The sequence below is a fragment of the Aureimonas sp. SA4125 genome, assembly GCF_019973775.1.
GTDB lineage: Bacteria > Pseudomonadota > Alphaproteobacteria > Rhizobiales > Rhizobiaceae > Plantimonas.
On sequence record NZ_AP025033.1, the window covers coordinates 103,032 to 122,252 of the forward strand.

Below are 19,221 nucleotides of genomic sequence, written 5' to 3' on the forward strand. Positions count from 1 at the left end.
AGCTGATGACAGGCTAGATCGTGCTTTACTCAGATGCAGCCGTACGAACGGCGTGTTCCGATCCGTCGTCGATCTGCAAACCGCCATCAACCGCTTCCTCGCCGAGCACAACCATAGCCCGGGACCCTTCGTTTGGCGCGCCGACCCCGACGCCATCATTGCCGCTAGGAACCGAGGGTTCCAGAAGTTGCAGTCAATCCACTAGAACTCCTCCCAGCTGTCTTCCTCGGCACCGCTCTTCGGCGCGGCACCGCCGCTTCCCGCTGTGCGCATCTGCGCGACCGGCTCGGCGCGCACACGAGGAGCGTTCCGCGCAGGGTCCCTTCCGCGCAATGTGGAGCCATGACATGCAGGGGCTGAGGACAGCCTGAATCGTCCGGCCATGTCGGCCAACTCCTCGGTCTCGTTGGTCAGCGTCTGGGCCGCCGCCGTCGTCTCCTCGACCATCGCCGCGTTCTGCTGGGTCACCTTGTCCATCCGGTCGGCCGCGGTCGACACCTCTCGCAGCGAGATCGCCTGCTCGCGAGCACTCTTGGCGATCTCGGTGACGACGGTCGACATTTCGGCGACCTGTGCGACGATCTCGCCGAGCGACTGGCCCGAGGCGGTCACGAGCTGGACGCCCCGCTCGACCTGGCCGCGCGACGTCGAGATCAGCGTCTTGATCTCCTTGGCCGCTTCCGCCGAACGCTGCGCAAGGCCTCGCACTTCCTGCGCGACCACCGCAAACCCGCGGCCCGCTTCGCCCGCCCGCGCCGCCTCGACGCCGGCATTCAGCGCCAGCAAGTTCGTCTGGAAGGCAATCTCGTCGATCACCCCGATGATCTTGCCGATCTTGTCCGAGGACTGCTCGATCTCCGACATGGCGGAAACCGCGCGCGAAACGATCTCGCCGCCGCTCTCCGCATTCTTCTGCGCGGTCAGCGCGACATCCTGTGCCCGGCCAGCACCGGATGCGGTCTCGTTGACCGCGCCCGTCACCTTGGAGAGGGCGGCGACGGTCTCCTCGAGCGAGGCCGCTTGCTGCTCGGTGCGCTGGGCGAGATCGTTCGAGGCGACGGAGATTTCCGACAGGCCGGTGCGGATCGAGCCGATCGAGCCGACGACGCTCGTCAGTGCCTCCTCGAGCTTGGCGACGCTGGCGTTGAACAGGCCGCGCATCGCCTCGTAATCGGAAGAGAATTCGTTGGAAAGCCGTGTGGTGAGATCGCCGTTCGACAGGCGCTCGAAACCGGTCGTGACCTCGGCCATGAAGAACGCGTGCGCCTTCAGATAGCCCTCGCCCATCTTCTCGCCTTCGATACGATCGATCTCCGCCCTCTCGACAGCGGCGGCGGCTTCAGCCTTGAGGCGCTTCTGCTCGATCGTGACGTGGCGCAGATGCTCAGCGGATTTCGCCATGCGGCCGATCTCGTCGCCGCGGTCCATGCCGACGACCTCGCGGTCGGTCTGGCCGTCCGCGACCTCGGCGACCGTGCGGGCAAGGTTGCGCAACGGTGCGAACATGCGCCCGGAGAACCACAGGACGATCAGCCCGATGGCGATCGCGGCGACCACCGAGATCGCGCCGAGGCGATACTGCAATGTCTGGATCGAGGCGAAGAATTCCGCCTTCGGAATGCCGACATAGAGAATGCCGATCGTCTTTCCGGCGGCGTCCTTAATCGGATCATAGGCTGTGAAGAAGGGTGTTCCGAGGATCTCCGCCTCGCCGCGATAGGGCTTGCCGGCTCCAATGACCGCGTCGAACACCGGGCCCGGCGCCAGCTTGGTGCCGACGGCGCGGCTGCCGTCGGGCTTTTTGACGTTGGTTGCGATCCGCGTGTCGCCCATGAAGACCGTTGCGGTGCCACCGACGAGTTCCTTCACGCGGTCAACCGGTGCATAGAAATCGTTGAGGAGCGTCGTTCCGGCGTAGAGCTTGTCTCCCTCGGCGCGGAATTCGACGCCCAGACGGCCGAGCACATCCCAGGCAACTCGCATGTTGCTTTCCTGCCGCTCGGAAGCGCGAAGCCCGGCCTCTTGCCGAAGCATGAAATCGCCGGCCAGTCCGAAAAGGACGGTCAATGCGGCAATTCCTGCGACGGCCATCGCGGAGACCTTGGCCGATAGCGAAACATTGCGGAGCATCAATCATTTCTCCATCGTAGCCGCAGCACGCCGGCGGATTCCGAACGTCGCACGGCCCGAAAGGCCCTAGCCGACGATCCTCCAGTCGGCATGCACTGGCCCTGTGGGAGCCGGACGCATGGCGGGCGGATACTCGACGCTACCGTTATGACCCAACAACACTTAAGATTTTCGTCAATTCGTACCGACCAGAATTCGGGAGCAACCCGTCAACGAAAGATTCTCGCCCCATCTAAACAGTCGGCCGAAAGCTTAGGCACTACCAAAACCGCCTGGCGTCGGCGTCGTCACGATCACCGCTTCGCCGGGTTCCAGCACCGTCTGGTCGCAGGCTTCGAGGCGCGGTTAGTGCGAAAACCGCCTACATCGAGTCTAGCAGCCCTTGGCGAACGGCTATTAGGAGAGCTCCAATTCCAAGCTCCTCAACGGCAAGATCTTTTACAAGTCTCGCCGAGGCCCGCGTCGTGATTAAAACCGGGCGCCGCCATCCGGACCGGCTTCACCGGCCACGCCAGCCTTGGCGCCAAGCCGGTCATACACTAAGACTGAACCTGGACCACCCAAGAGGGGCAGGCCAGAGACAACGAAGATCCAGCGGAGACAGGTGAATGCAAGCAACTGCACTTAAACATAAAGTTGCATCAAGACTGATGATCGCGGCAACAATTTTTGCTGGGCTCTCGAATGGAGTTTTTGCTGGACCGCTCGAGGACGCCAACAAGAAGATCGTCGTAGATTTTTATACGATGGCTTTCCGGGATCATAAACCTAAAGAGGCTGCAGATACCTATATCGGCGACGTCTACATTCAGCATAATCCGCAAGTTCCAAATGGTCCGGAGCCATTTTACGGTTTCTTTGAAGGTTATTTTAAAGAAAACCCGACGGCATCGAACGAAATCAAACGGGTCATTGCCGAAGGCGATCTGGTCGTACTGCATTCGCATTCCCGCATCAGCCCGGACGTTCCCGGAAATGCGATTGTCGACATATTCCGCGTGCACAACGGCAAGATCGTCGAGCATTGGGACGTGATGCAGGCCGTGCCCGCCGAACCAGCGCCAAACGGCAATACGATGTTCGAAGGCACCAACGCGGACTAGAGCGTTTTCGGGGCTGGTAGTGTGGTGCAGTTGTCGTGATTGAGGCACGATAGAGCGCGCCGCGATAGGGGATCGGCATCGTCAGGCGTGGACGGCGGCGTCCACCGCGTCGATGTAGTCGAGAACGTCCTCGGCTCGGCCGCCGCGCACGAGCTGCATGGCCGTCTGGCCGGAGAAACCCGGCAGCGGCTCGGAGCGATACCAGGCGTATGAGATCAGGGCGGAGCCGAAACGCGGCTCGACCTTGTTGATGATTTCCACGACCTCACGCAGCCGCCGTTGCGTCCGACCCGACCTCACGCGGTCTTTGCGTTGAACGGCATCCTTTCCGAGTCCCGCCGTGCGCGCGACTTCCTCGCTGGTCGTGCGAAAGGCATTGGCGATCTTGGCGGGCGCGAAGAAGCCGTTCTTAGAGTATCGCATCATGCTCATCAGCCGGCTTTCTCGGTCATCTCATTTGGCGTGAATCTTGACGGGTTTCAGCGGCATTTCAAGCGGCATCTATGGCGTAGTGAATTCGAGGAAGAGAGGGAGGGGCAACCTCCTCGCAGACCGGCTTCGCCGTCGCCGCTGACGCTCAACCGTCGTCCTCGCGATCCCGGACCGTCGTCCTTCGCAGGGCTTTGGCCTCGCTTGGTCTGCCCGGCAGGGATGCTCGGCCTCGAGTTGCGCCGGCTCGTGCCGCTCCGCGCTGCGGGGGATGTCTTCGGGAAGAAGACGGAAAAGGACCGGCGCAGGGCCGTGTCTGAAAACCCGAACAGGAGCATCCGATGCGTCTCATGACAGTCGATCTGCGCGCGCTCAAGGAAAACCCCGACCGTGCTCGCCAGACGAAATCCAACCCCCAGGCCGATGCGCTGATGCTGGCGACGATCAAGGCCGTCGGTATCGTACAGCCGCCGCTGATCGCGCCGGAGACCAGCACTCCACGAGCGCCTGCTGATCGAAACCGCCGACGCGATGAAGGAGGGCATCAGCGACCGGGCGATGCAGATCCACCTCCAGCGCATCGTTGGCGCCTATGTCGGCTCGGCCCACGGCGCCGGACAGTTCTACTCCAGAGCGGTAACCGAGGCACGCGATCTCACGGCTAAGCTCGCCAATGACATTCGCGACGAGGACCTCGACGGGCCGGTCGGCTTCCAGAGTTCCGCGCAGCGCAAGCGCGAATTCGCCGCCGACATGGGTCTTCAGTCCCACGCGTTGCGCATGGCCGCCGAAGGGGCGGTTACGGCCTACGAGCAAATCGTCGGAGAGCGCTGGAAGCCCTTCGAACGCCAGGTTGAGAACCCCGGTGCCACCGTCGACCGCAAGGCGGCCGACATGCAGATGGCGGCACTCGGCTGAGGCGCCGGATGGCGGGGCTTCGGCCCCGCCTGTCTTCCGCAGGCGCTCACGCGAGAGCGCTGCGCATACACTCTAAAGCTATTGGCAATGTAGAATGCGCCATCTACATTACATTCAAAACCCATCTACACTGAGGCCGCCATGCCGATAAACGTCAACAATCCCGAGGCCGATGCCCTCACGCGCAAGTTCGCTGCAATGGCAGGCCTCAGCATCACCGATGCGATCGTCATCGCCATGAAAGAGGCGATCGAGCATCGGCGCAACAGCGAAACGCCTCGGCAGACGGCGGCTCGGCTTCGCGAGAAGCATGGCATCGCCCTTGCCGACGAGGCGCGCGAGCTGCTCCCCGCCCAAGCCTTCCACGAGATGTGGGAGGACCACTGATGTTCGTCGACGCCTCTGCGATCATCGCCCTCCTTTCCGACGAGCCTGAGGCGGAACGGGTCTCGGACGCTCTCGCCGACGCGACGAAGCAGATCACCTCGCCGGTCGCCATTCTCGAAGCCGCTCCCGGTCTCGCGCGGCCGGACAAGTTTGGCCTGAGCGTCGAGGTTGTGGAGCCCATCGTTCTCGAGTTCCTTGATGAGCGCGGCATCGAGGTCCCCGATCTGCCGCCGGCAAAGCGCACCGTGGTCCTCTAGCTTTCGGCCGCACACCGCTACCGCGCCGGGCACCACGGGCTCAACCTCGGCGCCTGCCTGCACTACGCCTGTGCCAAATACTATCGCGTTCCAATCCTCGCGACGGCAGACGAGTTTCGGCAGACCGATCTGGATGTTGTGACTTGACGGCTTTCGACACGCAGCCTAGCGATCTCTGAGTTTGCGACGTAGTCATCCTTCTATGAGGCGCACGCCTCAGTAGAAGATGGTCGCAATCCTGGCCAAGACCTCGTCCATGATCGCCGCCGGAAGGGTTTCCACTTTGCGGCCGTTGCGGGCTTTGATGTCGAGAACGCGGGGCTGATCGCAGCGCACCACCCCGGTAGTTTGGGTCCCGTCGAGCGGGACGGCAAAGCCGATGCGGTGAGCGAAGTCGCCGCCGTTCGTGATCGGCGCGATGACCGGCAGGTTGGTGGCCTGGTTGAAATCGTCGGGGGAGACAATCACGACTGGGCGATGCCCGCGCTGTTCACGGCCGTGGGTCGGTTCCAGATCGACGATGTAAACGTCGCCGCGCTTCATAGGAGTTCGTTGCCCACGGCTGGTGCGTCCACCCATTCGCGTTCTTCGGCAGGCTGCGGCTGGGGATAATCGGACGCGGCCAGAAGCTCCGCCATCGTATAGCGCGGCCGCGCCTGCGGCTCGACCACGAGACGGCCGTTATCGATGGCAAGCCCGACCTTCGCGCCGGCGGACAGGTGCAGAACGTCAAGCAGTGCGGGCGGGACGGCCAGCATGATCGAACCGCCGACCTTGCGAAGGTTTGTGGTGTGCATCTGCGTCTCCAATACGCCCTGAGAGTTATACGGGAGTATAACACATCGGGATCTTGTCTTCAACGCAGATGGATTGCGCCGGAATTGATGGCTGAGCCGAGAAAGGCAAGGCGCGATCTGCGGCCCTGTCCCGGCGGGCGGTCCTGCCGGGGTCGGGCGCTGGCGCAACGGCTTCGCCGTCCTCCTCTTCGTTCCGGCCCTTCGCGTCTGTCGCTTCGCTCGTCCGCGCGCGGGTGCGCCGTCTCCCTGAACGCCCCGGCTGACGGACCTCCGTGACGGGGCCGCGATCGGCGCGGCCTCCAGACGGAGGTTCAGGAAATGAGCAGCAAACAGGAAAAGTCGCGCGTCGACATCTACACACGGATCACCGACCGGATCGTCGCGGATCTCGAAAAAGGCGTGAAACCCTGGATGCAGCCGTGGAGCGCGGCGAACGCATCTGGCCGCATCACCCGGCCGCTCCGCCACAACGGTGAGCCCTATTCCGGCATGAACGTCTTGCTTCTCTGGTCCGAGTCCGTCGCGCGAGGCTTTGCCTCGCCGACGTGGATGACCTTCAAGCAGGCGGCCGAGCTCGGCGCCCATGTCCGCAAGGGCGAAAGCGGCTCGACCGTCGTCTTCGCCAGCCGCTTCAAAAAGACCAAGGGCGACGGCGCCGGCGGCGAAGTGGAACGGGACATCTCGTTCATGCGCGCCTACACTGTCTTTAACGTCGACCAGATCGACGGGCTGCCAGAGCGCTATCGCGCGCCCGCCATGCCGGTCCTCGATCCCGTCGCTCGCATCGTCGAGGCTGACCGGTTCTTCGCCAACACTGGGGCGGTCATTCGGCATGGGGGAACGAAAGCGTTCTATGTGCCGGCCTCGGATCATATCCAGATGCCGCCCTTCGAGGCGTTCCGCGACGCGGCCTCCCATGTCGCCGTTCTCAGCCACGAGGCAACCCACTGGACGGCGCCGTCCCACCGTGTCGGGCGCGATCTCTCCCGCTACCACAGGGACCGCAGCGAGCGCGCCCGCGAGGAACTCGTCGCCGAGCTCGGCAGCTGCTTCCTCTGCGCCGATCTCGGCATCGTGCCGGAGCTCGAGCCGCGCGAGGATCATGCGAGCTATCTCGACTCCTGGCTAAAGGTGCTGTCAGGCGACAGACGAGCGATCTTCGCGGCCGCCGCCCATGCGCAGCGGGCCGTCGCTTTCCTGCACAGCCTGCAACCGGCCGCGGTTGAGAAACGGGAGGCCGCATGATGCCACAACCGTCGATCTCACCATCGCGATGGGACTGCGCCGCGCCGTTGCCGATGGTCGATAGCTGGCACGAGTGGAGAGGGCGGTCCATGTCCCGATGCGCCAACGCCACCTTGAGTTTCGACCGGCGAGGGCGGGAGCTCTAGCAAACTGTCGGCGGGGGGCGGTCGACCAGCGATTTCGGCATCATTCACCTGCGACCCCGGCGACATTGTGCCGGGGCAAGTTGCCATCGAGCTTGGGGGTGATGGTCGCCATTGTCGTGATGCGGCGGGTCGCTCACACAGCCGTTCCCACTTCGTCCTCGATGCGCATGTCTGACCAAAGGCCGCCGCCGCTTCGCATCGTCTCGATCTTGTCCCCGCAACGGCCATCGCGACTTTCTTCCCCTGTGCGCTTGGCGCCCATTCCTCGCGAAGCAACAAAGCCGCTCCCGGCCGCCCTCCACGCTGTTCCGGCCTCTCCGAGGTGCGGGTCGATCGCCTCTGGTCTTTCGATTGCCATCGAGGCCGCGATGGGCGCGGCTCGGAACACCGCAGAGGATCACGACAATGGCAACCATCGGCACCTTTATCGCAAACGGCAACGGCTACACCGGCACGGTCCGCACCCTCGCGCTCAAGATCAAGGCGACATTCACCCCGGTCGAGAACCCCTCCGACAGGGGACCACACTTCCGCATCGTCGCAGCTGGAATCGAGCTCGGTGCGGCCTGGAAGAAGGTGGCGCAAGAAACGGGCCGCGAATACCTCTCGGTCAAACTGGACGACCCGAGCTTCCCCGCTCCGATCTACGCCAACCTCATCGAGGTCGAGGGCGAGAGCGAACTCCAGCTCATCTGGTCCCGGCCCGCCCGGGACTGAGGCCAGACCATCAGCCCCGCGGGAAACCGTGGGGCCGACCCAGCACGAAGAGACTGTCGGCCGTGTCAGTCCTCTTGGCCAATGGATGCACGGCGGGAAGCGTCGCGTCGTCTTGCCCAATCTCGGTGTCCGTTCATTGTGGCGCCGCGATGCGTCGCGGGGGTGCCAACGGGTGCCAGGCTGGACCTTTCCCCCCCCCCTGATAGAGCGGCAGTGTACGGCTCGGCGTTACGCCTCAAGGACGCAACGGTCCCCCCAAAATGCTGGCGCATTTCGGCTCCCCCATGCGCCGGCTCCGCCGGTCGCGTGCCGCGATCCTTGACCCGCTTCCTTCTCACCCGTCGCCGGACCTCCTTATCAACGAAGGAGCTTCCCATGACCTACGACATCTTTCTCGACATCGCCGAGATGCGCGCTGAGCTGGCTGCATGCTATCTGACGAAGCGTGAGCGTGCCGCGACGCATAAGCGCCTCGCGTTCCTCATCGAGCAGGCGAAGGAGGCGGAGGCGTAAGCCTCCCACTTCCTTTGTCGGGACCGATGCTTCCGCGTTTCCGGCCTGCGGCGATGCCGCCGTGAAGATGCCGGTCAGCGGTATCCGCGCCTGCGTTTGGTTCGCTCGAGGCGGCGACAGGCGGCGCCTGCGTCGTCGACATCGTCATAGGTTTCGACCTTCTCTCGCCCATTCGTGCCGATCCGGCCCCAGTTTCGAATGACGGAAACGCCGCCGAACAGCGTCGGCTGAAGCGCGAGCACATAGAACCGCGCCATGTTGCGAGCGGGATCGATGCGGGTCAGGTGCAGCGGCGTGTCGTCGTCCTCGGTCATGGGGACGAGTCTCGCTTTGTGCTCGCTACAGATCCAATGATTTTGGTGAATCGATCCGCCCCGATCGATTCAGCGTGGTTATGAAACAACCGCCGAAATCATGCCCCAAAAGAGCAATTCACCATGTCGCAGACGGAACCGCCGCTATACTGGGATTGAAGCAGATCCGCCGCCACGGGCTGAAAGAAGGCGGGCAGATTTGAGGCAGGAATGTGCGACAGCTGCAACTCTTCCAGCGACCACTACTTCGAAAATCCACGTTGGGCATATGATCGACACTGCGATAGACCGCCGGTTCGCAATTACCCACCCCCTTGTCAGAGCATGCAAAGGCTGAATCCATGTCGGTATGGAACGGGGTGATTTGCAGCGTCTGACGAAGGAAGAGCTGATCGAACTGGTGCTGAAGATTCAGCGTCCGGAGAAGACGTCGCGTACGTCCTCGAAGCCTCCGTCGACGGACCGCAAGGCGCAGCGCGAGCGATCGAAGCCCGGCGGCGCCAAGCCTGGCCATGAAGGGCATAGCCGGGCGATGGCCGAGAATTTTGACCGCGTCGTTGATCATCGTCCCGGCCAATGTTCCTGCTGCGGAACGGTCTTGGCGAGCGATCTTGCCGCGGCGCTCGTCAGCGAGCACGAGGCGATCGAATTGCCCGACATCAAGCCCATGGTCGAGCGGCATCGGCGGCTGGCCGTCACCTGTCCGTCCTGCGGCATGGTCAATGCCGCGCCGGTGCCGGATGCGGCCAGGGGCACGCCTTTCGGACCGCGCCTTCATGCGGTGGCGACCTATCTCAAGACCTTCCAAGCCCTGTCCTACGAGCGGCTTCAGAGCGCCTTTGCCGACCTCTTCGGTCTCACCATCAGCCAGGGCGGCTTGATGAATATGCTGCGCCGGGCGCAAGGCGCTTTTGTGCCGGAGCGCGACAGCGCCATCGCCGCCCTTCGCCGGGCCAGGGTCGTGGCGTCCGACGAAACCGGGGTGCGGATCGAGGGCAGCAATTCCTATCAGTGGGTGTTCCGCTGCGACGAGGCCGTCGTCCACCAAGCCGCCACGACACGCGGGGCGATCGTGGTGAAGACGCTAATGGACGGGCATCGCCCGGAAGTCTGGTGTTCTGATCGCTATTCGGCCCAACAGGGCCATGGAAATGCGCATCAGACCTGCCTTGCCCATCTCGCCCGCGATGTCGCCTATGCCGAAGAGGCCGGCGAGGACGCGCTTCCTTCACGGGTGCGGCTCTGGCTGAAACGGGCCTTCGCCTTGGCCGACGACATCGGCACGCTCGCCGCATCGACCATCGCCGCCAAGCGCAAAGCCCTGGAGAAAAGTCTCGAAGCCATTCTCGCGACATCGACTGGTTGCGACTTCGCCCGAACCATTCAGAACAAGTTCCGGCGAGCCCGCGATCAGCTTTTGACCTTCGCGCTCCACCCCGGCTTGGTCGAGCCGACGAACAATGGCTGCGAGCGATCTCTGCGCCCCGCTGTCATCCAGCGAAAGGTGACGAATGGCTATCGAGCCATGTGGGCCGCCAAGGGCGAGGCCGACATCCGCACCGTGGTCGATACCGCCCGGCTGCGTCCCGGAGCCAACACCTTCAAGACGATCCTCCAGACCGTCACAGCCTGAACCGGTTCGAAGAGGACCGGAGACGGTGAAAACCTTTGATGCGCCGCTGCAAGCGTGACGGCATCACGCCTTAACATGCCGAACACCCCCGTTACGTCCTCATACGCCATCACGCTTCAGGCAATCACGACAAGGTCGAAAGCGGCCAGCCTGGCACTGAACCTGATGTGCCTGGGCAAACGTTATATCGAAGCGCCCGCGACGTGCTCGCGAGTTGCCGCGACGCGTCCACAAGCTGCCCACAACTTACCGGCAACTCAAAATAACTCGCCCATCAAAAAGATGAAAATGACAAGCGCCAGACATCATCAGCCGTCAAATGAATGCGCTCAAAGGGGTGGGTAATTACGCCGGTTCAGGCGGCGGCGACACAATCACCTGCGTTGGATTTACGAACGTCGTCAACCGGCGTCGATCCTATTCCTTGCCACGTCCGCCGCGACTGTGCCTCGTCAGCAGTGGGGAACGAGTTTCTGGCAGTTAGCCAATCGGGTCGCTCTCAATATTCTTCCTGATCAATTTTTCGCCTTCGAACTCCGCAGGGCAATTCTGTCGATACAGAGTTATACTTATATGCCGATCCCAAGCTGAGCCGCTACGCCGTCGGCAGCGTCTGCTAGCATGAGATAGTGCCGCGCTCGGCCACTGCCTTCGCGCCAGTAGAACCCGACGTCGCGGCGCTCGCTCCAGTCCCCGAACTCTAGCAGCTTCACGTCGTCGCTCTGCCGGAACTCGGCCCGCGCGTAGAGTTCGGGAAACAGCGACAGCCCCATGCCGATCGACACCATCTGCCGGATCGCGTCCAGACTAGTCCCCTCGAAGTTCTCGACGATGTGAGCGCCCGAAGCCTGCGCGAGATGGCGGACATTTTCCAGCAGCCGATGGCCGCGGCCGAGAGCGAGGAGCTTTTCGCCGCGAAGGTCTGCGAGGCGAACGGATTCGCCAGTCGCCAGTATGTGGTCGGTCGGTACCCCGAGATAGATGGCTTCCCGTCCGACCCTGCGGAACGAAAGACCAGCTCGTTCGGGCGTCGGTCCGAGGCCGCAGTCGAGCGATCCCTCCAAAACTGCCTCCTCCAAGGCCGCGGGACTGTCTTCCCGGACGTAGACCTGGAGTGTCGGGTAACGCTCGTGGAGACCTCGCAGGAGACGCGGGAGGAAGTAGGGACCGAGCGTCGCCGGCGTGCCGAGGCGGATCATGCCCCCCAGCGCCGCAGCCTGGGAGGAGAGATCATCGAGGAGATCGTTCAGCGAGGTCATAAGAAGCCTCGCCCCTCTCGCCAGCTTCTCTCCGGAAGGCGTCGGCACGACTTGCGATGACGTCCGCTCGAAGAGCGGCATGCCCAGACCCTGCTCGACCAGGGAGACCTGCACCGACAGCGTCGGCTGGGATACGTGGCACTGGCGCGCCGCTTGCCCGAAGTGCCGAAGGTCGTGAACGGCGACGACATATTCGAGTTGCCGGAGAGTCGGGCGGAAAACCATGTCCGATAGCTAACGACTATCGAAGCGATTTCAACAATCAATTGGAGCTATCGCTCACGCCATGCGATCTCATGAATGGGCGACAGGGACCGCAGCCGAAGCTCTACTGCCAAGGGCCCTCTGCTTTGATTCAAAGTACTTCCCGTCAATCAGCCTGAAGTCCGGGCCCCTCTGGTGAGAGACGCCGGTCCTCTCACGATGTCGGACGCGATCCCCACTCGCGTGCCGGCAGGAGTGAATGTTGCATGGATATTTCCTTTCTCATGATCGACTGGTTGGGAAAGCCGCTTTGGATGTGGCTGTCCTTCCTCACCATCGTCGTCATCCTTCTCGTTTTCGACCTCGGCGTTCTCCATCGCGACAATCACGAGATCGGGGTCAGGGAAAGCCTTCTCCTCTCAGCCATGTATATCAGCTTGGGTCTCGCTTTCGGGGGCTGGGTCTGGTGGCAGCTCGGCTCCGAGCCGGGGCTGAACTACTTCACAGGGTTCGTGGTGGAGAAGACGCTGGCGCTCGACAACGTCTTCGTCATCGCGCTGATATTTTCGTTCTTTGCCGTTCCCCGGATCTATCAGCATCGGGTGCTGTTTTGGGGGATCATCGGCGTCATCGTGTTGCGCGCCATCATGATTGGCCTCGGTGCGACGCTGGTCTCCGAGTTCTCCTGGGTCCTCTACATCTTTGCCGCCTTCCTGATCGTCACCGGCATCAAGATGCTCCTGATCGGCGACAAGGAACCCGAGATCGGCAACAACCCGCTGATCCGTTTCCTGCGCCGCCGCTTCAACGTCACTGACGAGCATCACGGCCAAGACTTCTTCGTGAAGAAGCCTGATCCCCGTACCGGAAAGGCGGTCTGGTTCATGACGCCGCTCTTCATGGCGTTGGTGATGGTCGAGATCGCGGACGTGATCTTTGCCGTCGACTCGGTCCCCGCCATCTTCGCGATCACCACGGACCCCTTCATCGTCTACACGTCCAACATCTTCGCCATTCTCGGCCTGCGCGCTCTCTTTTTCGCGCTCGCCGCCATGATCCATCGGTTCCGGTATCTGAAGCCCGCATTGGCGATCGTCCTTGTCTTCATCGGCTCGAAGATCTTCGTTGCGGACCTGATGGGCCTTGAGAAGTTTCCGGCAGGCGTGTCGCTGACGGTGACGATCGGCATCATCGCAGCGGGCATCGGCTACTCGCTGTGGCGGACCAGAAAGTCGGAGCTCGCAGCGTGACGGCAACGCTGCTGTCGCCGATGGTCCTCTTTTTCGCGCTGGGGGTCCTTGCGGCCCTCGCGCGGTCGGACCTCAGCATTCCCGAGGCGGTCGGCAAGGCGATCGCGATCTATCTGATGATCGCGATCGGCCTCAAGGGAGGGGTCGCCGTCGCGGCCGAGGGCGTCGGAAGCGATCTTGCGATCGCCGCCGCCCTAGGCCTGGTGCTCTCGGCTGCCTTGCCGCTGCCCGCCTACTGGCTCGGGCGGAAGTTCGCCGGGCAGTCCGCCACCGACGCTGCATCGATCGCCGCCCATTACGGCTCCGTCAGCGTCGTGACCTTCGTGGCAGGAGCCGAGGCGCTCAGCCTCGCGGGCCTCCAGGCATCCGGATACATGGTTGCCGTCCTCGCCCTGATGGAGACGCCCGCGATCATCGTCGGACTCCTGCTGGCCCGTCGCGCTGCCGGCACGGTGGAGTTGGGCAAGGGCGGCCTCCTTCACGAGGCCCTGTTCAATGGTTCCGTCGTGCTTCTGGTCGGGAGCTTCCTCATCGGCATGACGATCGGAAAAGATGGCTTCGTTCAGATCGCCCCCGTGTTCGAGGCCGCCTTTCGGGGCATCCTCTGCCTCTTCCTACTCGACATGGGCCTGGTCGCCGCGCGTCGATTGCGGGACACGCGCTCGCTCAGCCTGCGGCTTCTGACAATGGCGATAGCACTGCCCCTTCTGAACGGCGTCGCGGGCGTCTTCCTCGCGTCGATGGTCGGGCTGGAGCCGTCAAACGCTGCGGCGATGGGCATCCTTGCCGCCAGCGCCTCCTACATCGCAGTGCCGGCCGCCATGCGTATCGCCCTGCCACAGGCCAATGCCGGGACATCGCTCGCCATGTCGCTCGGCGTCACCTTCCCGTTCAACGTGACGCTGGGGATCCCTCTGTACATCCTGCTTGCCGTTGAGATAGCGGAAACTTGGAAGCCATAGGGAGGCGATGCTCCTTACGGAACTTCGTCGGCAGGTATTCCTTTGTGCTGGAGTCGCCAGGAACTGCCCGCTGCTGCTGACATGGTGCTCGGCGTTCTGCCCCACCGTTGATTACTGACCTCGGATCGCATTCAGGACGCGCTTCGTCTCTACAAGCAGAAGCAGTTCGTCGTCCCTCGTGATGAGACGGGCGTGCATGGTCGTAATGCGGATAGGGAACAGGCGCTGGAAGGATTCCCGCACATCCTCTGCGCGTCCGAACACCGGCTTGAACACCGCGTTCCAATTGTCCTGACGTTCGATGATCGCCCGATAGTCGGTGAAATCCGCATAGTCAATTAGCGGTTGCTCAGTATATCCGGCCTTCACTGCTTTATCTCGCTTGTCGATCCAAGCGTCGAGCATTTTGGCGGGCAGCTGCCGCTTCATCCAATCGTCGCCGAAAGCAGCCTGCATCACACGCTCGATGAAGCGACGGAGCGCGACTTCGAAGCGTTGCAGTCGATCGAACCCCTCCTTGGCACGGACGAAGCCATCCTCCTGCTCGTTGGGGCCCTCGGTCGCCACTGGTTCCCGCAGACTAGCGATCCTCAGGCTTTCGTCGAAAGCCATAGGCGTAAAATCGGTAAGGTCGGGATCGAAGCCCCGCTCCACATAGAAACCGGAACGCAGCACGGGGTCGATCAACTGCTCGGGTGTCGGCGTCAGCAGGTCGCGCCAATCGCCGAGCCCAGGCCGTAGCGCTGAGGCGAAAAGATGATCGAACGCGGGGCGACTCTCGATACCGCGGCCCATCGCTACGATCTCGGAGAACGCCTTGGCCGACACCAGGCTTTCCTCGATTTGAAGCCAGGGTGACCGCATGGACGCCATAGCCGCTTGCAGTCGATCATCAGTCCCGAGCACAGCGCGCGCGAGGCTGGCCAGCTCCATAGCTTCGTGGGCGATCCGGCCGAGCTCCATAGTCTCTGGAAGCCTAAACCGGCGTTCATAGGCCTGCTGCGCTTCCATAGTTGCGCTTATTGATTTACGGATATCCGAGTTAGGATCGAACAAGCCCAAGCGTCTTGCCTGCTCGACCGGCCCTTCAAGCAGCTGGCGCTGTCGCTCGAAATCTTGGGTGATATTGGTGACGCCGCCGAAATCTGCGAAAGCGGCAATCATTTTGCGGTGTTTCTTTTTCCTGTCGGATAAAATCCATTGCTGCCGGACCTATTCCTGGCCCTTCGTAGGCAACTTGCAGCGGATCGATATGTCGCCGCAGGTCGCCCAAAGGGTCCATCATTCGCCTCAGCGTCTCTTGTTGCTCCCAAAGACGGCGGAAATCATAGGACATTGCAGACTCGCTTGCTGATTGCGCGCCCAACGAACCTCACGCTGCAATCGCTCTCAGCGCCTTCTTAAACGAGAATTTACCAGTCGTCCCATCTTGGAAAGTGACGCCATAGCATCGCGTGGTGTAGCCTGGACCGCGATCATGTGTGGGATAGAAGGACGCCGGAGGCGATAGTAATTCCCAGCCGGTCCTAGCGCAGTAGTCCTCGTAAATGGCGCTGATGTCGGCCAGCTCGTCCCCGGCAAATGCCTGCTTCAGCTCTTGGCCATTTAAGATGTCAAATCGCGTCCAACCGTGACCCCTTTTCGCGTCCAATATTGACCCCTGCGCTGACGTTGTCGCCGACATGCAAAAGGGGCCCGATCGGGCCCCTTTTGCATGTCGGCGTTCGGGATGATGGATTCCGTGTTTGAGGATTAGCTTCGGTTTTTGAAGCGCCAGCTCGTGTTGCCGGTTTCGATGATGTCGCAGTGGTGAGTGAGGCGGTCGAGCATCGCCGTGGTCATCTTGGCATCGCCGAAGATCTGCGGCCAATCGGCGAAGGCGAGATTCGTCGTGATCAGCAGTGAGGTATGCTCGTACAGCTTGCTGATGAGATGGAAGAGCAGTTGCCCGCCGGCCTGGCTGAACGGCAGGTAGCCAAGTTCGTCGATCACGACGAGATCGTATCGCAACAGGTTCTCAGCCAGGCGGCCTCCCTTGCCGGCAGCCTTTTCCTGCTCGAGTTGGTTGACCAGGTCCACGAGATTGTAGAACCGCCCTCGGGCATGAGAGCGGACCACTGCGGCCGAAGTGGCGATGACCAGATGAGTCTTTCCGGTGCCGGTCCCGCCGATGAATATGGCGTTGCGCTTGGCCTCGAGGAACGCGCCGGTGGCGATCTCGCGCACCTTGGCCTCGTCGATCGTCGTGTCGGCAAAGCGGAAGGCGTCCAGATCCTTCAGCACCGGGAACTTGGCACTGGCGACACGGTAGACGATGGAGCGGGCCTGACGATGGTTGTGCTCGGCCCGCAAGAGACTGGCGAGCAATGGGTAGAGTTCGTCGCGGCGTTGCAGGCCCTTGCCGGTGATCTCGTCGAAGCTGGCGCGCATGCCCTGGAGCTTCAGATCTTCCATCATGGCCAGAAGGTCGTGGCGCTCCATCACGCCACCTTCCGGATGCTGTCGTAGCGGGCGCAGTCGGCCAACGGCGGGGCCTTCAAGGCCAGCATCGCGGGAATCTCGATGCTGGACACCGGCGGCGGCTGAAGCTGCCGGGCGAGGATCGTCAAGATCACGTCGCCATGGCAGATCCCGGCCTCTACAGCCTCGGTGCAGGCGGCCTCGACGGCATCAAGCCCATGATCGAGGACGGCGCCGAGCACTTTGACGAACTGGCGGTCGCCGTCGTCGTGCCGCTTCAGATCGGCACGGACCTGCGCCAGAGCGGGCGGCAGGTCCCAGTCCTTGAACGGCGCTCCGTTGCGCAGCGCCCCCGGCTTCTTCAAAAGCACCGGCAGATAATGCCAGGGATCGTAGATGACCTGGTCGCGACGGAATTGCCGCGGATGATCGGCGACGATCTCGCTCTCGAACAGAACGACGACCCGCTCGGCATAGGTTCGCACCAGGACCGTCTGGCCGGCGGCCCGGGCGTCGACGCTGTAGCGGTTGTAGTCGGCCATGACGAGGCAGGTCGTGCTGGCCCGGACCGCCTTCTCGACGAACCCTTCGAACGGCGAGCGAAGCTCCATCAGCGCCAGCTTCTCCTCCTGGAAGACCTCCCAGACGGTCCGATCCTTGAACTCGGGATGACGGGTGCGCTTGGCATAGGCGATGCACTGGTCTTCAAGCCAAGCGTTCAGCTCCTCGAGGCTTGCTACCTTGGGCTTGGGCCGGAATATCTGGTCGCGCAGGTTGCCGACCTGGTTCTCCACCTGGCCTTTCTCCCACCCTGCCGCGGGCGTGCAGGCCACCGGCTCGATCAGGTGGTGCGAGCACATCTGCAAGAAACGGCGGTTGTACTGACGGGCCTTGCCCACGAAGATCGTCTCTACGGCCGTCTTCATGTTGTCGTAGATTCCGCGACGACAAACTCCGCCGTAGAAGGCGAACGCCTTGTCATGGGCGTCGAAGACCAGTTCCTGCGTCTCCCGGAAATAGGCGCGGACGAACGGCATCCGGCTGTGCGACAGGCGCATGTGAGCGGCCTTCACCATCAGCGGCAGTCCCTGGAGCGTGATCGTCTCGTGGCTCCAGTCGAACTGGTAGGCCTCGCCAGGTGCGAAGCTCATCGGCACGTACGCCTTTGCTGGAAGACGAGAGCGCTCCTGACGCCATGTCCGGGCAAACCGATGAACGCTGTCGTGGGCCCCGTCATAGCCGCGACCGCGCAGCTCCTCGAAAAGACGCTGCGTCGAGCGGCGCTCCCGACAGGGCAGCGCGGCTTCCGCTTCCAGGATGGCCGTCAGGTCCTCGACATAAGCCCCAAGCTTCGGCGCCGGCTGAACCTCGCGCTCGTATCGGAACTCAGTGTCGTCGCCGCGAACAACTTTGCGGACCGTCGTCCGCGACACTGAAAACTCCCGGGCGATCGTCTTGATCCCCCGCCCTTGGTCGTGAAACGCACGCCGTATCTGTCCAATCAAATCCACGCCAATCATTCCCCAGCATCGCCCTCCACGGCCCGAAAGGCCGGAAAAGCGGAAACCTAGGCGGTGTGGACAAAGGGGATTCCCAAATCACCTGCTGACTGATTCAAGGCTGCTCTTTGCGGAGGGCGGTGTTGGTTCGAGGTTTGATGTCGGATGCGGAATGGGCCTTCTTCGAGCCGTTCGTGGTCGAGAAGGGTCCGAGGCGAGGTAGACGGCCTCGCGATCATCGGTTGGTGCTCGACGGGGTCTTCTGGATCGCCCGAACGGGGACGGCGTGGCGTGATCTACACAGCGATTTCGGAGCCTGGAACTCCGTCTATCGCCAGTTCCGGCGCTGGACGCAGGCGGGGCTCTGGGACGTGATACTGGAGGCGCTGAATGAGATCGGCACGGGTCATGACAGCGTTCAAATGATCGATTCTACCATTATCCGCGCCCATCAGCACGCCGCCGGCGCGCTAAAAAAAGGGATCAGGACCAAAGTCTTGGCCGCTCTCGTGGTGGCTTCTCGACCAAGATCCATCTCCGCAGCAATGCTCGAGGCCTCCCTGTCGCTATCACGCTGAGCGGCGGTCAGGTCTCCGATATGAAAGGCTATGCGCCGGTCATGGACCAGCCCGGTCCCAAGCCCTGTGTCCTGCTCGCCGACAAGGGATACGACGCCGACTTCATCCTTGCCGACCTCAAGGCCAGAGGCGTTGCCGCGGTCATCCCCGCAAAGCGAAACCGCAAGGTCCAACCCGTCATTGACGGATACATTTACGGCCTGAGAAACCTCGTCGAGCGCTGCTTCTCAAAGCTGAAACACAGTCGGCGGCTGGCCACGCGATACGACAAGACCGCAGACAGCTTTCTCGGCTTCGTTCTCGTGGCATCCATCCGATTGTGGATCAGACACTTTGTCCACACTGCCTAAAACATCGCAGCAGGGGGTCAGTTTTGGACGCGAAATACCCCGCTCAGGGGGTCAGATTTGCATGCGATTT

18 protein-coding genes and 3 pseudogenes are annotated in these 19,221 nt (G+C 62.5%); 12 read left to right on the forward strand and 9 right to left on the reverse strand.

Going from position 1 to position 19,221, the window contains the following annotated elements; translation table 11 throughout:
• Positions 1–49 precede the first annotated feature (49 nt).
• Positions 50–205: pseudogene (locus Sa4125_RS23980) on the forward strand (IS630 family transposase); the annotation flags it as partial.
• Here Sa4125_RS23980 and Sa4125_RS23985 read toward each other — a convergent pair.
• A complete protein-coding gene (locus Sa4125_RS23985; RefSeq protein ID WP_224008381.1) occupies positions 202–2,130 on the reverse strand; it encodes a methyl-accepting chemotaxis protein in 1,929 nt (642 codons plus the stop codon). The pseudogene Sa4125_RS23980 and the gene Sa4125_RS23985 sit on opposite strands and share 4 nt — an antisense overlap.
• A gap of 650 nt (positions 2,131–2,780) precedes the next feature.
• On the opposite strand from Sa4125_RS23985, the gene Sa4125_RS23990 reads away from it, so the two are divergent.
• Positions 2,781–3,233 (forward strand): nuclear transport factor 2 family protein, encoded by a 453-nt coding sequence (locus Sa4125_RS23990; protein WP_224008590.1) that lies wholly within the window; start codon positions 2,781–2,783, stop codon positions 3,231–3,233.
• 81 nt (positions 3,234–3,314) lie between these two features.
• Here Sa4125_RS23990 and Sa4125_RS23995 read toward each other — a convergent pair whose 3' ends face one another.
• The gene (locus Sa4125_RS23995; RefSeq protein ID WP_224008383.1) at positions 3,315–3,665 is read right to left on the reverse strand and encodes an antitoxin Xre/MbcA/ParS toxin-binding domain-containing protein; all 351 of its coding nucleotides are present in this window, start codon (positions 3,663–3,665) and stop codon (positions 3,315–3,317) included.
• Positions 3,666–4,157: 492 nt separating this feature from the next.
• On the opposite strand from Sa4125_RS23995, the pseudogene Sa4125_RS24000 reads away from it, so the two are divergent.
• From Sa4125_RS24000 to Sa4125_RS24010, 3 genes and pseudogenes are all read left to right on the forward strand, one after another.
• A pseudogene (locus tag Sa4125_RS24000) lies at positions 4,158–4,580 on the forward strand (hypothetical protein); the annotation flags it as partial.
• 141 nt (positions 4,581–4,721) lie between these two features.
• The gene (locus Sa4125_RS24005; protein WP_224008386.1) at positions 4,722–4,967 is read left to right on the forward strand and encodes a type II toxin-antitoxin system VapB family antitoxin; all 246 of its coding nucleotides are present in this window, start codon (positions 4,722–4,724) and stop codon (positions 4,965–4,967) included.
• On the forward strand, positions 4,967–5,224 hold the full coding sequence (locus tag Sa4125_RS24010) for a type II toxin-antitoxin system VapC family toxin (RefSeq protein ID WP_224008389.1): 258 nt from the start codon (positions 4,967–4,969) through the stop codon (positions 5,222–5,224). The genes Sa4125_RS24005 and Sa4125_RS24010 overlap by 1 nt, the downstream gene beginning before the upstream one ends.
• A 216-nt stretch (positions 5,225–5,440) precedes the next feature.
• Here Sa4125_RS24010 and Sa4125_RS24015 read toward each other — a convergent pair whose 3' ends face one another.
• A complete protein-coding gene (locus Sa4125_RS24015) occupies positions 5,441–5,767 on the reverse strand; it encodes a type II toxin-antitoxin system PemK/MazF family toxin (protein WP_224008392.1) in 327 nt (108 codons plus the stop codon).
• Entirely contained in the window at positions 5,764–6,021 is a 258-nt protein-coding gene (locus Sa4125_RS24020) for an antitoxin (protein WP_224008395.1), read from the reverse strand. The genes Sa4125_RS24015 and Sa4125_RS24020 overlap by 4 nt, the downstream gene beginning before the upstream one ends.
• Positions 6,022–6,339: 318 nt before the next feature.
• Here Sa4125_RS24020 and Sa4125_RS24025 point away from each other — a divergent pair, with 318 nt between their 5' ends.
• From Sa4125_RS24025 to Sa4125_RS24035, 3 genes are all read left to right on the forward strand, one after another.
• The gene (locus Sa4125_RS24025; RefSeq protein WP_224008399.1) at positions 6,340–7,266 is read left to right on the forward strand and encodes a zincin-like metallopeptidase domain-containing protein; all 927 of its coding nucleotides are present in this window, start codon (positions 6,340–6,342) and stop codon (positions 7,264–7,266) included.
• A 551-nt stretch (positions 7,267–7,817) separates the two neighbouring features.
• Complete coding sequence (locus Sa4125_RS24030; RefSeq protein WP_224008401.1) at positions 7,818–8,129, forward strand: DUF736 domain-containing protein; 312 nt, start codon at positions 7,818–7,820, stop codon at positions 8,127–8,129.
• Positions 8,130–8,504: 375 nt separating this feature from the next.
• Positions 8,505–8,642: a hypothetical protein gene (locus Sa4125_RS24035; protein WP_224008403.1), complete on the forward strand. Its 138-nt coding sequence runs from the start codon at positions 8,505–8,507 to the stop codon at positions 8,640–8,642.
• Between the two features lie 74 nt (positions 8,643–8,716).
• Here the strand turns inward: Sa4125_RS24035 and Sa4125_RS24040 are convergent, their stop codons facing one another.
• Positions 8,717–8,956, reverse strand: a complete 240-nt coding sequence (locus tag Sa4125_RS24040) for a WGR domain-containing protein (RefSeq protein WP_224008405.1) — start codon at positions 8,954–8,956, stop codon at positions 8,717–8,719.
• A 349-nt stretch (positions 8,957–9,305) separates the two neighbouring features.
• Here Sa4125_RS24040 and Sa4125_RS24045 point away from each other — a divergent pair, with 349 nt between their 5' ends.
• On the forward strand, positions 9,306–10,589 hold the full coding sequence (locus tag Sa4125_RS24045; protein ID WP_224008407.1) for an IS66 family transposase: 1,284 nt from the start codon (positions 9,306–9,308) through the stop codon (positions 10,587–10,589).
• A 569-nt stretch (positions 10,590–11,158) separates the two neighbouring features.
• On the opposite strand, the gene Sa4125_RS24050 is transcribed toward Sa4125_RS24045, so the two are convergent.
• Positions 11,159–12,073, reverse strand: coding sequence for a hydrogen peroxide-inducible genes activator (locus tag Sa4125_RS24050; RefSeq protein WP_224008410.1), 915 nt, complete (start codon positions 12,071–12,073; stop codon positions 11,159–11,161).
• Positions 12,074–12,318: 245 nt separating this feature from the next.
• On the opposite strand from Sa4125_RS24050, the gene Sa4125_RS24055 reads away from it, so the two are divergent.
• Positions 12,319–13,302 carry a TerC family protein gene (locus Sa4125_RS24055; RefSeq protein WP_224008412.1) on the forward strand — a complete coding sequence of 328 codons (984 nt, stop codon included), beginning with the start codon at positions 12,319–12,321 and terminating at the stop codon, positions 13,300–13,302.
• Positions 13,299–14,264, forward strand: a complete 966-nt coding sequence (locus tag Sa4125_RS24060) for a sodium-dependent bicarbonate transport family permease (RefSeq protein WP_224008414.1) — start codon at positions 13,299–13,301, stop codon at positions 14,262–14,264. Before Sa4125_RS24055 ends, Sa4125_RS24060 begins: the two co-directional genes overlap by 4 nt.
• 111 nt (positions 14,265–14,375) lie before the next feature.
• Here the strand turns inward: Sa4125_RS24060 and Sa4125_RS24065 are convergent, their stop codons facing one another.
• The 3 genes from Sa4125_RS24065 to istA all read right to left on the reverse strand — a co-directional run bounded on the left by Sa4125_RS24065 (position 14,376) and on the right by istA (position 18,244).
• Entirely contained in the window at positions 14,376–15,428 is a 1,053-nt protein-coding gene (locus Sa4125_RS24065) for a Swt1 family HEPN domain-containing protein (RefSeq protein ID WP_224008416.1), read from the reverse strand.
• A 588-nt stretch (positions 15,429–16,016) separates the two neighbouring features.
• Complete coding sequence (istB, locus tag Sa4125_RS24070; RefSeq protein WP_224005536.1) at positions 16,017–16,745, reverse strand: IS21-like element helper ATPase IstB; 729 nt, start codon at positions 16,743–16,745, stop codon at positions 16,017–16,019.
• Entirely contained in the window at positions 16,745–18,244 is a 1,500-nt protein-coding gene (gene istA / locus Sa4125_RS24075) for an IS21 family transposase (RefSeq protein ID WP_224005539.1), read from the reverse strand. Before istA ends, istB begins: the two co-directional genes overlap by 1 nt.
• Before the next feature lie 137 nt (positions 18,245–18,381).
• On the opposite strand from istA, the pseudogene Sa4125_RS24080 reads away from it, so the two are divergent.
• Positions 18,382–19,151 (forward strand): annotated as a pseudogene (locus Sa4125_RS24080) (IS5 family transposase).
• Positions 19,152–19,221: the final 70 nt, after the last annotated feature.